Source organism: uncultured Methylobacterium sp. (genome assembly GCF_964251405.1).
Lineage (GTDB): Bacteria > Pseudomonadota > Alphaproteobacteria > Rhizobiales > Beijerinckiaceae > Methylobacterium.
This window is the reverse complement of record NZ_CAXUJR010000038.1, coordinates 1-16,415: the sequence shown is the minus strand read 5'-3', so window position 1 is coordinate 16,415 and position 16,415 is coordinate 1. Positions and strand designations below refer to the sequence as shown.

Annotated in this window: 13 protein-coding genes; 5 read left to right on the top strand and 8 right to left on the bottom strand. The window is 65.4% G+C overall.

Going from position 1 to position 16,415, the window contains the following annotated elements:
• Positions 1 to 478: 478 nt before the first annotated feature.
• The 7 genes from ACFE7U_RS09250 to ACFE7U_RS09220 all read right to left on the bottom strand — a co-directional run bounded on the left by ACFE7U_RS09250 (position 479) and on the right by ACFE7U_RS09220 (position 8,416).
• A complete protein-coding gene (locus tag ACFE7U_RS09250; RefSeq protein WP_375409429.1) occupies positions 479 to 1,324 on the bottom strand; it encodes a glycosyltransferase family 2 protein in 846 nt (281 codons plus the stop codon).
• Positions 1,321 to 2,070, bottom strand: a complete 750-nt coding sequence (locus tag ACFE7U_RS09245; RefSeq protein ID WP_375409428.1) for a PIG-L deacetylase family protein — start codon at positions 2,068 to 2,070, stop codon at positions 1,321 to 1,323. The genes ACFE7U_RS09250 and ACFE7U_RS09245 overlap by 4 nt, the downstream gene beginning before the upstream one ends.
• 122 nt (positions 2,071 to 2,192) lie before the next feature.
• On the bottom strand, positions 2,193 to 2,612 hold the full coding sequence (locus ACFE7U_RS09240) for a DUF305 domain-containing protein (RefSeq protein ID WP_375409427.1): 420 nt from the start codon (positions 2,610 to 2,612) through the stop codon (positions 2,193 to 2,195).
• Between the two features lie 28 nt (positions 2,613 to 2,640).
• The gene (locus ACFE7U_RS09235) at positions 2,641 to 3,021 is read right to left on the bottom strand and encodes a hypothetical protein (protein ID WP_375409426.1); all 381 of its coding nucleotides are present in this window, start codon (positions 3,019 to 3,021) and stop codon (positions 2,641 to 2,643) included.
• 30 nt (positions 3,022 to 3,051) lie between these two features.
• Positions 3,052 to 6,183: an efflux RND transporter permease subunit gene (locus ACFE7U_RS09230; RefSeq protein WP_375409425.1), complete on the bottom strand. Its 3,132-nt coding sequence runs from the start codon at positions 6,181 to 6,183 to the stop codon at positions 3,052 to 3,054.
• Between the two features lie 3 nt (positions 6,184 to 6,186).
• Positions 6,187 to 7,887, bottom strand: coding sequence for an efflux RND transporter periplasmic adaptor subunit (locus ACFE7U_RS09225; protein ID WP_375409424.1), 1,701 nt, complete (start codon positions 7,885 to 7,887; stop codon positions 6,187 to 6,189).
• Positions 7,888 to 7,984: 97 nt separating this feature from the next.
• Positions 7,985 to 8,416 carry a hypothetical protein gene (locus ACFE7U_RS09220; RefSeq protein ID WP_375409423.1) on the bottom strand — a complete coding sequence of 144 codons (432 nt, stop codon included), beginning with the start codon at positions 8,414 to 8,416 and terminating at the stop codon, positions 7,985 to 7,987.
• A 195-nt stretch (positions 8,417 to 8,611) separates the two neighbouring features.
• On the opposite strand from ACFE7U_RS09220, the gene ACFE7U_RS09215 reads away from it, so the two are divergent.
• On the top strand, positions 8,612 to 10,021 hold the full coding sequence (locus ACFE7U_RS09215; protein WP_375409422.1) for a tyrosine-type recombinase/integrase: 1,410 nt from the start codon (positions 8,612 to 8,614) through the stop codon (positions 10,019 to 10,021).
• 830 nt (positions 10,022 to 10,851) lie between these two features.
• On the opposite strand, the gene oxlT is transcribed toward ACFE7U_RS09215, so the two are convergent.
• Complete coding sequence (gene oxlT, locus ACFE7U_RS09210) at positions 10,852 to 12,141, bottom strand: oxalate/formate MFS antiporter (protein ID WP_375409443.1); 1,290 nt, start codon at positions 12,139 to 12,141, stop codon at positions 10,852 to 10,854.
• Positions 12,142 to 12,790: 649 nt separating this feature from the next.
• On the opposite strand from oxlT, the gene ACFE7U_RS09205 reads away from it, so the two are divergent.
• The 4 genes from ACFE7U_RS09205 to ACFE7U_RS09190 all read left to right on the top strand — a co-directional run.
• Positions 12,791 to 13,291: a hypothetical protein gene (locus tag ACFE7U_RS09205; protein ID WP_375409421.1), complete on the top strand. Its 501-nt coding sequence runs from the start codon at positions 12,791 to 12,793 to the stop codon at positions 13,289 to 13,291.
• Positions 13,291 to 13,863 (top strand): hypothetical protein, encoded by a 573-nt coding sequence (locus ACFE7U_RS09200; protein ID WP_375409420.1) that lies wholly within the window; start codon positions 13,291 to 13,293, stop codon positions 13,861 to 13,863. Before ACFE7U_RS09205 ends, ACFE7U_RS09200 begins: the two co-directional genes overlap by 1 nt.
• Before the next feature lie 234 nt (positions 13,864 to 14,097).
• On the top strand, positions 14,098 to 14,358 hold the full coding sequence (locus tag ACFE7U_RS09195; RefSeq protein WP_375409419.1) for a hypothetical protein: 261 nt from the start codon (positions 14,098 to 14,100) through the stop codon (positions 14,356 to 14,358).
• Positions 14,359 to 16,093: 1,735 nt separating this feature from the next.
• A partial coding sequence (locus ACFE7U_RS09190) for a hypothetical protein (RefSeq protein WP_375409418.1) occupies positions 16,094 to 16,415 on the top strand: 322 nt, incomplete at its 3' end.

Sequence of the window (16,415 nt, the reverse complement as noted above, 5' to 3'; positions counted from 1 at the left end):
GCGTTCGGCGATGGCGCGGATCGAAGGGTCTATCTCAACCCGTTGACGACGAGGTTCGCGCTCCAGGCGAGTATAGCGAACCACAGGACGTTCAACGCCAGCGCCGCGGCGAGTGGCCCTTGTCCCTTGATGACGAATAGCCACCACCCAAGGGCAGTATGCCCACGACCGTGAAAACTAGGATGCGGATATCTCCATGGCATCTCAGCCTCCTGCTTCCTAAGGACGACTAGATACTATCACCTTCATTGATGTCTCGCAAAATTCCTCGGATGACAAACGAGCGGTCAAGCTAAAAAATTCGGCCTAGTCGAACGGCTCGACTTGATCGGTGCCTTGGAAATTTCGGAGTAGTCCATGTTCGGCGAACGACACCTTCGGGTTGCAGTCGCCGGCAGGTCGGCGCCGGCCTGAACCGTCGTATCGTATTCACCTGACGACGACCGACGTCTTCCTCTGTGTGTGGACGATCCTGCCGTCAGAATGGCCGGTCGCCGGGCAGCCGCGCCGCCGCGATCTCGTCCGCGGTCGGCTGGCGCAGGACGGCGATGTCCGTCCCCGGCGGCGTCGAAAGGCCCATCCTGGCGAAGGCGTCGAGCCATCCATCCATCGGCCAGAGGCCGTGGCGGGCATGGAAGCGGCGCGCGTTGCGCACGATGTCGGAAAAGTGCTGCAGCGGCGGGTCGTAGGCCTGGTGGTACTGGTGGAAGGCGCTCCCGCTCCCGCTGAACAGGATCGGCACGCCGGCCGCATCCGCCCGGAAGGCGAGGTCGGTGTCCTCGGCGCCGTAGCCGTCGAAGCTCTCGTCGAAGCCGCCGAGCCGGTCGAAGGTCGCGGCGCGCACGCCGAAGGCCAGGGACCAGAACAGTCCGGGATTGTCGGTTCGCGCGAGACCCGTCTCGGGGAAACTCCGAACCGGATGAGGAACGCCAGACGCCCGCAACCCCGCCTCGCTCCAGCCGTCGCTCACCGCGAGCGCCGGGAGGTAATGGACCTCGCAGCAGACGAGCCCGTCGGCTTGAGCCAGATCCGCGTCGAGGCCGGCGACGAGGTCGGCGGAGGGGATGCAATCGACATCAAGGAAGACGAGGTGCCCGGTCCGCGCCGCCCGCCCGCCGGCATTGCGCGCCCGCGCGAGCGGCAGGCCCTCGCTCGCCATGACGATGCGGCGGATGGGAAAGCCATGATCCGGCAGCGGCGCCGGCTCAGGTCCCATCTCCACCACGATGCACTCCGCCGGATGGGCCCCGCGCGACAGGCCTTCGAGCAGCCGCGCGAGATGAGCGTCGCGGCCCTTGTTCAGGGTGATGACGGTGGCGCTCACGCCGCGCGCTCCGGCGTCAGTGCGATGAAGATCTCGTAGCGCCCGGTGAAGTGCCCGATCATCTCGGGTGCGAGGCGAAAGCCGGTGGGATCGTCGGCGATAAGGTCGCTGGTCTGCGAGCGATGCGCCAGGATCGCCCGCCGCTTGGCCTCGACATGGGCGCTCACGTCGAGGCGGAATCCCGTCGGCGCCTCCCCGACCTCCTGGTCCACGGGCAGGGTCCAGCCCCAGACCGGGTAGGCGTAGAGGCGGACGTCCGGCAGGTCCCGATGGGCGAGGGCCGCGATCGCCGCTGCCGCCGTGTGGTCGCAATGCGGATCGTGGCCCCAGGTGACGCAGACGGCTCCGGCCCCGCATTCCCGCGCCAGGGCGGCGATGGCCGCGGCGGCGGCCTGGGCCCCGGGACCCGTACTCGGAACGCCGGCATCGGGCAGGCGCAGGAAGCTCAACGCCTCGCGGCGCAGCCCGAGGATCGCGACCGCATCCCCCGCCTCACTCTCGCGAAGCGCGCGCAGGCGGTCCGGCGGGTAGGCCTTCGAATGGGTGTGCGAGCCGCAGCCGTCGCTGACGATCACCACGCGGACGTCGCGGCCCTGCGCGGCGGCCTCGGCGATCAGGCCGCCGCAGCCCAGGCTCTCGTCGTCGGCGTGCGGCGCCACCACCACGAGGCCGCCGGTCCCCACGATGGCGTCGAGATCGCCGATCGGCAGTCGGGCGGCGGCAGCGAGAAAGGCGGCGGCCTGCATCGATCGTTCGCTCCCGTCCGCGGCGTGACCCCGCCGTTCCTGCCTCTCGCCGTTCCTGCCCCCTGACGAAACCAAGCTCAAGGGCCGGCGGGCGGGAATCGGACCTGTCGTTCGCCGAGTCCCTATCGGCCCCTGGCCTGCAGCCAGGCCTTCATCTGGCCGATCTCCTTCTCCTGATCGTCGATGATCGCTTGCGCCATCGCCTTGGTCTCGGGGTCCTTGGCGTGGGCGAGCGCGACCTTGGCCATGGCGACGGCGCCCTGGTGATGCGGGATCATGTGGGTGCGGAAATCGATGTCGGCATCGCCGGAATAGGGCACCGCCATGTCCCGCATCATGGCCGCATCGGCCGCCTTGAAGGCCCTGGTCGAGGGTGCATCGCCCATCGTGGCGGTCTTCATCCCGGGATGGCCGTGATGCATCTCCTGCGCGGCGGCGGATCCCGCGAGGACGGTGGCGGAGAGGAGGGCCGCGAGGGTCAGGATCGTGCGGGTCGGGATCGTGCGGGTCGGGATCGTGCGGGTCGGGATCGTGGGTGTCATGGTCGGCTCCCGGTCGGTGCGGATCGAATCAGTGGAAGGAAATGCTCGCCGTCTTGCCGTCGGGCCGCGTCAGCCGCACGGCGCCCTTGGCGTCGGCCGCGACGGGGCCGTCGGCGCTGCCCGACAGGCGGTTGCCCTCGCCGGGTTCGAGGGTGATGCGGGCCGGCTTGCCGACGACGACGAGGATCGCGGTCGCCTTGTAGCCGGCCGAGGGTATGGCCTTCTGCGCCTCGTCGGTGAGGTACACGTCGAGGCGCCGATCCTTCGCCACCAGTTCGAGGTGGTATCCGCCGCCTTCCTCGATCCTCCCTCCGTTCGGCCCGGTGCCGTGGTGCCCCGGCGCGTGCTGGGCGAGGGCGGGCACGGCCGTGAGCAGGCCAGCTGCGATGACGAGCTTCGACAGGATCAAGGCTGGGGTCCTTCTCGTGAAAGCTGGGGTTCAGAACGCGTCCGCCGGGCGTGCGCCGCCCGTCGGCGAGGTCTCGTCCTGCGCGGCGCGCAGGCGCTCGAGGGGCTCGGCGCCGAAGCGCAGGAACAGCACCGGGGTGAGCACCATGTCGAGGAGCGTCGCGCTGACGAGGCCGCCGAAGATCGTCACCGCGACGGGGTGCAGGATCTCCTTGCCCGGTGCGCCCGCATCGACGAGGAGGGGCACGAGGGCGACGCCCGCCGACAACGCCGTCATCAGCACCGGCGTCAGCCGCTCCAGGCTGCCCCGCACCACGAGGTCGCGTCCGAACGGCACGCCCTTGTGGAGGGACATGTTGAGCGTGTGGCTGACCTTGAGGATGCCGTTGCGGGCGACGATGCCGGTGAGCGTGATGAAGCCGATCATCGAGGCCACCGAGAGCGGCTGCCCGGTGAGCCACAACGCGAAGACGGCCCCGACCAGGGCGAGCGGGATGGTGCCCATGATGATCAGCGCCAGCACGCCCGAGCGGTAGCGGCTGTAGAGGAGGGCGAAGACCAGGGCGAGGGAAAGGCACGACAGCAGCGCGATGGTGCGGCTCGCCTCTTCCTGGGCCTGGAACGTCCCTTCGAGGCTGGCCGAGATCCCCGGCGGGAGCTTCGCGTCCGCGATCGCCGCGCGGATCGCGGCCACGATCGTGGCCGTGTCGCTGGTCCCGTCGGTATTGGCCTGGACCACGATGCGCCGACGGGCATTCTCGCGAAGAATCTGGTTGGGGCCGTCGGTCTCGCGGATGTCGGCGATCTGCCGGGCCGGCACCCAGCCGGACGGCGTCTCGATGAGGAGGTCGCCCAGGCCCTGCGTCGTGCGCTGGCCCTCCGACAGGCGCAGGACGACGTCGAAGCGGCGGTATCCGTCGACCACCGTCGAGACGATGCGACCGTTCGAGAGCCGGCTCATCTGCTCGACGACGGCGGCGGGCTGCACGCCGTAGAGGGCGGCGCGGGTGTAGTCGACCCGCACTTCGAGCTGCGGGATGCGGACCTGCTTCTCGACCTGCAGGTCGGCGAGGCCGGGGATCGTCTCGATCCGGCCGCGAAGATCCTCGGCGACGCGCCGCAGGGCGTCGAGATCCTCGCCGAAGACCTTGAGGGCGAGTTCGGCGCGCACACCCGACAGCATGTGGTCGAGCCGGTGCGAGATCGGCTGGCCGACATTGACCGAGAGCGGCAGCACGGCGAGGCGTCGGCGGATCTCGGCGACGAGGGCGTCCTTGCCCCGGCCGCCATCCTTCAATTCCACTTCGAGGTCGGAGGAATGTACGCCCTCGGCGTGCTCGTCGAGCTCGGCCCGGCCGGTGCGCCGGCCGACCGCCTTGACCTCGGGGATCGCGAGCAGCAGCCCCTCGGCGATCCCGCCGACGCGGCTGCTCTCGGCGAGCGAGATGCCGGGGTTGAAGGTCGCGGTGACGGTGAACGAGCCCTCGTTGAACGGCGGCAGGAAGGCGCGAGGCAGGGTCCAGGCGGCGATGCCGGCGGCGGTGACGGCCAGCAGGACGCCGGCGATCAGGAGCCGCTGGTGCCGGAACGCGACGTCCAGGAGGGCCGCGTTGGCGGCCTTCAGCCGGCGGATCAGGGCACTGTCGTGCCCTCCCAGATCCTTGAGCCCCGGCAGCAGGTAATAGGCCAGTACCGGGGTCAGGGTGACGGAGACGGCCAGGCTCGCCAGGATCGAGATGATGTAGGCTTGGCCGAGCGGCGCGAAGAGCCGGCCCTCGATGCCCGATAGGGCAAAGAGCGGCACGAACACGAGCACGATGATCATCGTCGCGTAGACGATCCCCGAGCGCACCTCGTTGGAGGCCGAGACCACCACGTCGAAGGTCGAGCGCGGGGAGCCCGCGGCGCGGTTCTCGCCGAGACGGCGGAAGATGTTCTCCACGTCCACCACCGCGTCGTCGACGAGCTCGCCGATGGCGATGGCGAGGCCCCCGAGCGTCATCGTGTTGATCGACAGGCCGGCGAAGTGGAACACCACGGCGGTGGCCAGGATCGAGACCGGGATCGCGGTGAGCGAGATCGCCGTGGTGCGGACGTTGAGGAGGAACGCGAACAGCACGATGGCCACCACCGCGATCGCCTCGACGAGCACGGTCGTGACGTTGGCGATGGAGCGGTCGATGAAGGTCGCCTGACGGAACAGGATCTGGTCGGCCTTGATGCCGCCGGGCAGGGTGGCGGTGACTTGCCTCAGCGCCCGCTCGATCTCGGCCGTGAGCGTCACGCTGTCGATATCGGGCTGCTTCTCCACCGAGACGATCACCGCCGGCTTCCCCCCGTAGCCCCCGTCGCCGCGCTTCACCTTGGCGGAGAATCCGACTTCGGCGACCTGGCGCAGGGTCACGGGCGCCTCGCCGACGGTCGCCACGACGAGGCTCCTGAGGTCGTCGAGGCTCAGGGTACGGCCGATGTTCCGGATCAGGTATTCGCGGGCATATTGGTCGGTGAAGCCGCCGCCGGCATTGGTGCCGAACCGCGTCAGGGCCGTCTCGACCTGCGCGATGGTGATGCCGAGCGCCCGCATGGCGGCGAGATTGGGCGCGACCCTGAACTGGCGGACCTCGCCGCCGATCGGGATGACCTGGGCGACGCCCGGGATGGTGAGGAGGCGCGGGCGCAGCACGAAGTCGGCGGCCTCGCGCACCTCCATCGGCGAGGCGGTCTCGCTCGTCATGGCAACGAGCAGGATCTGGCCCATGATCGAGGAGACCGGCCCCATCTGTGGGCTGGCCCCGAGGGGCAGCTGATCCCGCACGAGGCTGAGGCGCTCGGCCACCTGCTGTCGGTTGCGGTAGACCTCCGTGCCCCAGGCGAACTCGACATACACTACCGAGAGCCCGACGCCGGAGACCGAGCGCACCCGCGAGACGCCGGGCAACCCGTTCATGCGGGTCTCGATCGGGTAGGTGACGAGCTGTTCCACCTCCGGTGGCGCCAGCCCTTCGGCCTCGGTCATGATCGTGACGGTGGGCCGGTTGAGGTCGGGGAAGACGTCGACGGGGAGCGTCGTGACCGTGAAGGCCCCGTAGAGGACGAGCACGCCCGCGATGGCGAGCACGAGCAAGCGGTTGCGCAGCGACTGCGCGACGAGGAACGCGAACATCGCTCAGCGCACCTGATCGAGCAGTTCGGCGCCCTGCGTGACCACGCGCCGGCCCGGCCCGACGCCCTCGGCGACGAGGATGCGGGCGCCGTCGAGCGGCTCGACCCGGACCGGCCGCGCCACGAAGCGCTCGGCCGAGACGTGCTCGTAGACGACGTCCTGGCCGTTGGCCGTGCGCACGACGGCCGAGCGCGGCAGCGCCAGCCCCTCGCGGGCGGTGTCGGTGGCGGCGAGCACGGTGACGAACTGCCCGATCCGGACGCCGGCCGTGTCGCCCGTGACCGCGAACTGGACCGGGACGGCCTGGTTGCGGTCCACGAGCCCGGAACCCTGATAACCAAGCGCGAGGCTGCGCCCGTCGGCGAGCCGGGCGCTGGCATCCTGGGCGGCCGCCAATGTGTCGAAGCTCAGCGCCTCGACCCAGAGGCGGCGCGGATCGACGATCTGGAACAGGACCGTGCCGGGGGACGCCAATTGGCCCGACACCGCGGCGGCCTGCGCGACGACCCCGTCCACGGGCGCGACCAGGGTCTCGGGCTCGCGCCGGATGAGATCGAGGGAGGCGCGGCGCTCCTTGAGGCCCCTCAGCTCGGCGAGCGCGTCGTCGAGCTGGGTCTGGGCCACGGCACCGCTGGTGGCGAGGCGCGTGAAGCGCTCGACCCGGCGCGCCACGATCGCGAGCTGCTGGTCGATCTCGCCTTGGGTTTGGCGCATGTCGGAGACGTCCACCGCCTGGATCGGCGGCGTCACCGTGGCGAGCACGTCGCCCTTGCGCACCGGCGTGCCGAGGCGGGGAAACAGCCCCGAGGCCGGCGGACCGAGGCGGCCGCCGACCGAAGACTGCACGATGCCGCTGGCATTGGGGTCGGGAATGATCCGGCCCGGCAATTCCAGGGTGCGCCGGTAGGTCGCCTGATGGGTCGTCTCGGTGCGCAGGACGAGGAGCCGCTGGGTCGGCTTCGGCACGAACACGGCTCCGTCGGACAGGCGCTGGGCGAGGTCGCCGCCGGCTCCGCGCGGGGGAGCGACGAGGGCGGCGCCCTGCACGGGCTTGGCGCCGTCGTCGCCATGCGCGATGGCCGACGAGCCGGTGAGCACCACGATGGCGAGCGCCAGCACCGCGACCGCGGCGGAGCCGCGGCGGCTGCGCGCCAGCCGCATCGCCAGGAGGCCGAGGAGGAAGCTCCCGGCGCTGGCCGCGACGAGGATGGGGTCCATCCGGGCGAGGCGCAGGCCGAGATCGGCGGCCAGTGCCTGAATCCGCGCGGCCGGATTTGGCACGGCCAGGGGCGGCAGCGCCGGTGCCGGCGTGTCGAGGTCGAGGGTGAGCACGTCGACGCTGGCGCCGTCGGCCACCGTGACGATGAGGTCGTGATGGCCGCCGCCGACGAGCCAGGGCGCCGCCAGCGTGTAGCCGCCGAGCCCCGTGGATTCAGCCACCGCCGGGCCGTCCGGCGTCTCGACGGTGAGCGTGGCGCCGGGCACCGGCTCGTTGGTGCCGAAGCGATCGAGATGGAGGACGAGGCGGTCGCCGTCGGCGACGGCGACGAGCTCGAACAGGTCGGAGGCCGCCTCGCCGCGCGGCGCGATCGATGTCGAGACGGGTGGCGGGGCGGCGCCGTGATCGTGCCCCTCATGGGCACGGGCCGGCCACGCGATGGCGGCGGCGGCCAATGCCGCGGCGGCGAAGAGTCGGATCGACATGGTGGAAAATTGTCCCAGAGCCAACGATGGATCGGAGGCTCGGCCGCGGATGCAGGCCGGCTCCGTCTCTCGCGCGCCGCGAACGGCGCGCAAATCGTCAGGCGTTGGGTTTCGGCGGCTCGTGCAGTGCCTTGGGGCCGATGCCGGTGGGCGTCGGAACATCCCGTGCCGCGACAGCGACGGGGAGGCTTGCGCGCCGCGGCAGGCCCGGTGCGGAGGGCAGGATCATCACCGCCCCACAGCACGCCGTGCCGCCTCCGGCGCAGGCGAGGCAGTTGAGTGCGCAAGGCTCGCCATGGGACGGAGCCATCACCGCCATCCCGGCCGAAGGACCCGACGAAGCCGTCTCGGTTCGTGAGGCCGCGGGATCGACCGACTGGACCAGCGTCATCTCATGGTGAGCGACGTGCCGGCCATGGGCATGCCCCTCACGGTCATGTCCGCTATGGGCGCTCGCGCTGGACGGGAGGAACTGGAGCGCGATCAGGACAATCGCCGCCAGCACCAGATGCAAGACATGGCTGCCCATGCGCTTTGACGATTGGCGCACCCGACACGATTCGAACGTGTGACCTTTGCCTTCGGAGGGCAAGAACTTAATCCGACATGGAGTGACAGAGCTCCGCTGATCTACGTAAAATCAATGGGTTAGGTCGCCTCTTCCCGTCACTGCCCGTCAGCGGTATCATCACGCGCTGTAGCCCTGTTGTAGCCCGAGCATGTGATGGCATGTAAGCTGACTTTACAGACGATTAAGGCGGCCAAGCCGCGGGCGGAACGCTACACGCTTTGGGATACCGACCTCAAGGGCTTTGGGCTGCGCGTGAACGCCGACGGCTCGAAGAGCTACGCGTTGAAGTATCTTTTCGATGGTCATCAGCGCTGGCACACGATCGGCAAGCACGGCTCGCCATGGACGCCAGACACCGCGCGCAACGAAGCGCTGCGGCTTCTCGCGCAGGCTCGTCATGGGACCGATCCCGAGGAAGCTAAACGCGATAAAGCCCGCGCCGATCTAACAGTGACGGAGTTGTGCGACCTCTACCTTGAGGCGGCGCGGCGCGGAGAAGTGCTCACCAAATTTGACGAGCCGAAGAAGCCATCAACGCTCCTCACTGACGAGAGCCGCATTCTGCGCCACATCAAGCCCCTGCTCGGCAAGAAGCGCGTCCGCGCCGTGACATCTGATGATATCGAGCGCTTCCTGCACGACGTCGCCGCCGGCAAGACAGCGCTCGACGAAAAGACTGGCCAGCATGGGCGCGCCATTGTCGAGGGTGGGCGTGGTGCCGCCACTCGCACAGTTGGCTTGCTGGGCGGCATCTTCACCTTCGCCGTACGCCGCAAGCTCCGGCCGGACAACCCGGTTCAAGGCGTGCAGCGCTTCAAGGACCGCCGCAACGAGCGCTACCTGTCGCAGCCTGAGCTAGCGCGGTTCGGCGCCGTGCTGGCCGCGAGCGAAGCTGCGTGGCGCAGCTACGAGGAGGGAATGGCTGCCTGGACCGCCGCTGAGCGGACGGGGCGGCCCCCGAAGCTGCAGGCAGAGGCATTGAACCCCTCCGCGGCCAACGCGCTTCGTCTCCTCCTGTTGACTGGCATGCGCAAGTCCGAGGTGATGAACCTGCAGTGGCGCCAGATCGACGCCGAGCACGGCTACCTGCGGCTACCGACGAGTAAGTCGGGTGCGAAGAGCGTGCCGATCGGCGAAACCGTGATCGCCTTCCTTGCTGGTCTCCCACGACTAGCTGGCAATCCGTACGTGTTTCCCGGAAGAATCGAAGGTCGCCCGTTTGCTGGTCTGGGCAGGGTCTGGGAGCAGGTGCGCGAGCGTGCGGGGCTCGTTGACATTCGTCTGCACGACCTGCGGCACTCTTTCGGGGCGACGAGCGCCTCGTCGGGCAACAGCCTCCTGCTGCTTGGATCAATTCTGGGGCACCGCGATCCGAAGACCACGCAGCGCTACGCGCATCTCGCTCGCGATCCCGTGCGCGCTGCCGCCGAACAGGTATCAGGCCTCATCGCCACTTTGCTGGACACTCCTATCCCAGAGGCCGATGTCTCGCCATCGGCAATGCCATCCAAGCAGTCCTCGCACCGGGGCACGAAATCTCGCAAGTCCTCGGTCTCAGGCTAGCAACGTGCGCCGGCGCCTTGATGACGCCGATGCATAGAGCGGCTGCAAGGCATCACGTCGCGATCTTGCGAAGCTTGGTAACGGCGTGCCTGCTGACAACGTCGCCCGGCCGCCCGCATGTTCATGGTCAGAGAAGCGGTTCACGGGGGAGGTTGCGTGATCCCGTTCGATGAGCCTGTGAAGTTCTCCTGGAGACGGTGATCGCCTCGGCGGAGATATCTGGCAATGCCTTGGACTCTACCGCTGGCCGGCCGGCACACCCCTAGGCGCACCTGTTCCAGTTCTGTGCGCCTGGGCGCGTTCAAGGTTGCGGCGCACAACTATGGCCGCCGCACAGCCTCCCCTGAGCGCGGCATCTCTGTCTGGATACTCAGGCTGCGACCGAGTGATGAGAGACTTCTCCTCGCCACAGAAAATCGCCCAGGACCATGACCCTGCTCCTGAGCGTTCCGCTCGGACATCGAGCACTCTCGTTTGGCCGTAAGGCATGATTTCTACCGCTCCGTCTTATGCGGACAAAAGTGTTCGAGACTCACCCAGTGCAGGGTCGCAGACGCAGATAAACTTTGCATGTCGATCAGGGTGCTGGCTCGTTGCGAAGCTCATAACGAGCTTGCTCTAGGAATTCGGCTCGCTCCTCGTCGGTCAGGTAAAGATCCTTGCTTGATAGACGAGTTACAGCCTCATCTTGAGCACAGCCGTTATCCCAGAGGCGGCCGCCTGGGCACTTTCGGGCGAAGTTGAGCTTAGCCCGGGCTAGAACGAGATAGTCGTCGGGTTCAGACATCTTTGTCACCTCAAACTTGTCGGCATCTATCCTTTGCCAAAGCTCAGGCCAACGCTCTGCGTGAGCCTCCTCCTAGAGGGTCTGTAGCAGCCGTCTTTATGCCTTCGAGCCAATTCCCCCGCATCGGCTTCAGCACGAAGTAGGCGAGGATCGCCGTTAGCAGGTCGAGGCCGATCGCGATCGAGAAGACCGGCACCCAGTTGCCCGCCGCGTCGTGGATCAGGGCCGCGATCGGACCACCCAGCACCGAGCCGATCCCCTGCGCCATGTACAGGAAGCCGTAATTCGTGGTGGCATGCTTGGTCCCGAAGGTATCCGTCAGGATCGAAGGAAACAGCGAAAAGATCTCTCCCCAAGCGAAGAACACCACACCTGACAGCAGCGCGAAGGCGTAGGCATTCTGGCGGTAGTAGAGCAGCAGGCAGATCGCGGCCGCCTCGCCAGCAAACGCGATCGCCATCGTCTGCTCACGACCGATATTGTCCGAGACCCAGCCGAAGAAGGGTCGAGTCAGACCGTTGGTGATGCGGTCGAAGGTGAGTGCGAAGGGAAGCGCTGCGAAGCCGAAGACGAGAGCGTCGGCGACGCCGAACTCGTGGGCGAAGCTGGCGAAGTTTGCAACCACCATCAAGCCGCCGGTGGACATCATCGCCATCATGCAGAACATCAACCAGAACAGGGGCGTGCGCAGCATCGCCTTCGGGGCCGTGTCGTGGGCGGTGGAGAGGATCCGGGCTTCCGGCAGCGCCGGCACTTCCTGGGCCTCCGGCGCGCGTAGACCAAACGCCGCCAATGTGCCGACGGCCCCAAGGATGCAACCAAAGACAAGGAGCGTATGGCGGAAATCGGTAGCCGCGATCAGATCGGTGATCGGGAACGTGGTGATCATGGCACCCATGCCGTAGCCGGCAGCGACCACGCCCACGGCAAAGCCCCGGCGATCAGGGAACCAGCGCACCATCAGTCCGACGATACCGACATAGACGATCCCGGTGCCGAGCCCGCAAAGGATGCCGTAGGTGGCATAGAGAGCCATTAGGCTCTCGGCGTAGGAGGCCGCGATCCAGCCAAGTCCACTCAAGGCGGCACCGATGGCGATCATCAGCTTTGCGCTGAACCGTTCGATCAGCCAGCCCTGGACCGGCGAGAAGAAGGTCTGGAGCACGATCACCAGCGTGAAAGTGACCTGCACCGCGGCAAGCGAGGCGCCGGTGGACGTCTGGAAGGGTTTGACGAACAGTGTCCAGACGTATTGGGGGCTTGAGATCGTCATCATGACGATGAGCCCCAGCAAGAGCTGCGTCCAGCGTTGACGTTGAGCAAGCTTGTCCATGACGATCTCCCGCGACCGGAGATCTGGAGCAACAATCGTGCCTACCGAGGATAGTTGGATACGGCGAAGCTTAAAATCAATACAGCGGTAATGGCAAATGTTTATTTTTCTGATCTCGTTTGTCCGATCGGCGCCGCCCAGAACCATGACAGTGATATTGATCAGTTCCTCAAGAAGGAAAGGTATTTGGCGTTACCGGCAAGGCAAATCTTGCCTCTTGGCAGAAGCGAAACGGCACTGATATATGTTATACTATATGCTATGTAGTAGGCAATTATTTTATTGTCCAAGATCCAATCATTAGTGTTGATGCTCTCGACAACCGTAGGGGGGGGCACTATAGCTTACAAAGCTAGTCTGTTTTTAACGGCTGTGGATGCTCGAGCGTCTTGACATCCATCAGGACACCACCTTAACGCCTTCACTTGTCTCCCCGACTTAGGGCGACAGGGTCCCCCCGCATACTCGCCGCGCGGGCTTTTCGTCATTTAATATGCAACGGTCAAAGTCAGCCAAATTTGGTTCAGCGACGGAGCTATGGACTTTAGTCCTCCGACGAGAGTTCTTGTTAACCAGTCGTTAACCAATCCCGTTAACTCTTCCGCAAGGAATGCCACACCACCCGGACAGCCCAGAGGTCAACCCTGCCATGAGTTCAGCCAAACGAATTCGCTGGGACTTGCCTTCCGTGCAGGCTCAGGCGTCGGGTACCTCTGCTAAGGACACAGCTTCAGACGGCAGTCTGACTTCTGTCCTGCGGCTGATTGGCTCCTTCGATGATCTTGAAGGTGTTGCCCCGCCCGCCCGCAAATCTCCTGTTCAGGACTGGTCAAAGCTCATCGACCGCATCCGAGACGCGTCAACTCGCGCGCGCGAGGTCGAGGCTCAGTCACAAGAACAGGAACTGCGTGTCCAGCAGCTGCTCAATTGTGCGCGCGAAGACGTCAAGGCAGCCGCTGAACGCGTGCGCGCCGCCGACGCACGCGTGGCCGAGACGCAGGCACGCAGCGAGGCACTGCTGAAGGCGGCCGAGGAGCGGGTAAATGCGGCTGAAGAGCGAGCGCGGATCGCCGAGGAATGGCTGACGCAGGTCTATGAAACGATCGCCACCGAATTCACGATTGAGCAGGACACAAAGCAGGTCGCCTGATGGCCTACGCCCTCTTCTCTCCAACGGTCGGCCAACTTGATCCCTTCGACGAGGCTGCACCCGCGCGCGGCACCAGTCACCTCACGAAGCTGGGCTCGGCTGCTGCGACGCCAGATGTTCCTGCATTACCGTCGAAGCCTCCTAGGGTCGTTTGGCTCTTCGGCGATCAGAACGACTTCCTCGATGACCCTGATGCACCTCTCCCCAGTTGGCTTTGTGCCTTCCAGCTGATCCGCGACGTTGGGGCGAAACTCCGCAGCGAGCGGGACCGCGCCAGGGCGATCATTCAGCAATCGCAATCGGTGATACAGACCACCACTGCGCGAGTTAAGAAAGCCGATCTACGGGCGGAGGTGGCCGCGACAAGCGCTGCCATCGCAGTGCTGCGTGCCGATCGTGCTGAAGTTCGAGCCCGACTTGCTGAAGAACGAGCACAGCAGGCTGAGGATCAGGCACGCGCAGCGCAAGGCGATGAGAAGGAGGCGCAGCTTGTACTGCGGCGCCTGCATGCTGACCTCACAAGCAAGCGCGATGGCTTGATGATGGCCCCAGAGCAAGCGGTTCGATTCTAATGGCGACGGTCTGAGCCGGCGTGTCACCACTATGAATCGGAGTTCGGAAGTTGTTTTTCCGCATCCCTCGAGGATCTCACTTCAGCCTCGCCCGGTTCGCCGTGGCGGGGTTCTTTCGTATTTGATCGCCGTGGCACGCGGTGCGGATCTTTGGCAACCATTGGTTTGGAGGGAGCTTATCAGGGGCTACGTATCCGGCATCGACCCGCTGGCCGGCCAAGTGAAAGTGCCTCTGTGAAAAACCTCATCCTCATCGGTGCCGCCTTGTTTGCCGCCGCGCCGGCCCTCTCTCAGGGCACTCCCCCGCGTCAATCCGGGACCACCGGTACGGTCATCCAGAGCGAGCCGAACAGCACCGGCGGCGATAGCAACATCGCCGTGTCCCATGGTGCGACCGGCGCCGATACCGTGACGACCAACTCTGCTGTTGGCGGCAACTCCAGCAAGCCTGAGCAGGCTCTTCCGAACAGCAGTGCCGGCGGCGGTGGTCGCTAAGACCCAACCTAGATCGAACAGCGTCACCCGGACGGCTCTCATGCCGCGGTGGTTTTTTCGCATTGCCACTGCCATCGCAAATATACTGGGTGCGCGCCGTGGTGTGACGCACTACTCCTTATCAAAGATGGACTTAGCTCCGCTGGCATCAGCCGCGCGGGGCTTTTTCATGCGCTCGGTAGTGTGAACGCGCCTTCCTGAGGCTGAAACTTTCCCGCAAAGCACGGCGTAGTTAACGCATCGAGGGGAGTGCTCACTGAAATCTCAGGAGCCTCGTATGCGCATTGTCGCGTCATTGGTCATCGCGCTTTGCGCACATGCCTCACCCGTTCTGGCGCAGGGAAAGCCCCAGCCTCGTCCCGCTCAGTCCGAGATCCACGGGGCAACGAGTGATGAGAAAGCCGCGGAAGTTAGGCGTTTAATTGAGGTGGCTCAGGTTCGACAGCGCGGGGTAGACGAACACAACACCCGCATCTGGAAGCGGTGGGATTATGCGGTCTGCATCGGCTGTGGTCCGATGCCGAAGAAGTTCCGGATTGTCTATACGACGCCCGAACGCGTGTTGGCTGGCGTCCTTGCGGCTGACGATGATGATGCGCGCGGGAAGCAGTTCTTTAGACGGTCTGATGCAGACAGCGCTTGGACCTCAATGCAGAGGTAAGGCCATTTCTTGAGAACGCCATCCGGCGTTGCAGCCTCACAGCCCGCAGGGCTTTTCGGTCGGCTGACAACACGAGGGCTTTGATTTCGTCCGACGAGACGGAGGTGGCCTGAGCAAGCGGCTAAGAAAGGCAGGGTCAATATCTTGATGCTTGGCGAGCATTTCAAGCCGAGGGGCGACCAGAAGTCAGTTGGGTCCGTCCGCATCCCCCGACGCCAATGCTAAATGGCAGCTTGATGGTGCTGCGGGGTCAAGCGCTGCTTGGCTGGAGCGAAGGACCACAACAGCGACATCGCGAGTTGACGTCGGGATAGAGAGAAGCTGAGCTTGGAGTAAGTGGTGCCGTCACGTCTTGAGGAAATGAAGGGCGACCGTGCGTTTCAAGAAGCGGTTCACGCCGTGCGAGGAGCCGCTAGCGTGCTCAGCGGTCGCGCTGTGACACATGAGGAAGCAGAGCTTCTGGTGAGCTTTGCGCTAGCCGCTTATGCAAACTCGGGCGGCCTTACGGAGCCCAGCCTGAGTAGGCTCGCGCGGTTCTCAGACCGACTTGGACCCGAGGACAGCTTCGAAAGCTTATTGAAGCACTAAGCTCCTGGCATTGTCATCGAGCAGCATGGCAGAGGGCATTGCGTATTAGAGGGACGCCAGAGTGCAACTTCCGTTCGTCCCGTGGGTCGTTATCGCCACTGCAGCCGTGTTGACGATGGCAGTCGCGCTTCTTCGGTTCGAAGATGTCGAGAACGCCACTGGATTGGTGTTGGTCTCCGGACTAGCTGCGAGCGCAGGCGTAGGCATGCTTGCCATGGCACTAACGAGACGCTGAACGCACCGCCTGAATGAACGAGCGCCATCAGCTCCTGATCGAGATCTTCTCTATCGTCGGTGCCGCAGGGATTGGCGCGTAGCTCATTCTGCTTCCCGATGACTCGGCTATCGCTCTCAGGAATGGTACAACGGCTGCTGCGCTGGCCTCAATCGTTGTGCTCGGTAAGCTTCGACGGGATCGCGAACAGAAATGATCCTCACCGAGCACCTGACGGCGAAAGTTCACCTAAAAGCGGACGGTGCGAGCTGATGATTTCAACCTTCGCTCTTTTTGTAAGCGCGGCACTTGTCTTGAGCGTGGCCGCGACTGCAGAGGAGAGTGTCTATCAAACAGCTCGAGCAGCATCTCGCTTCATGGCTATATCCCGAGTCTGTCCGCTGTTGATACCAACGGACGCTGCTGGTGCTCAGAAATTTGCTGATGTCTACTCTGAAGCAGGACGTAAGTTTTCAGGCGATGAGTGGGACGAGCTTATTCGTCAGGAAGTTGAGCGACGACAAGTCGAGATCGAAACTGCTGGGGAGCAGCTATGGTGTGAGGATCAGCGACGATACCTTCTAGGTCTCGGCG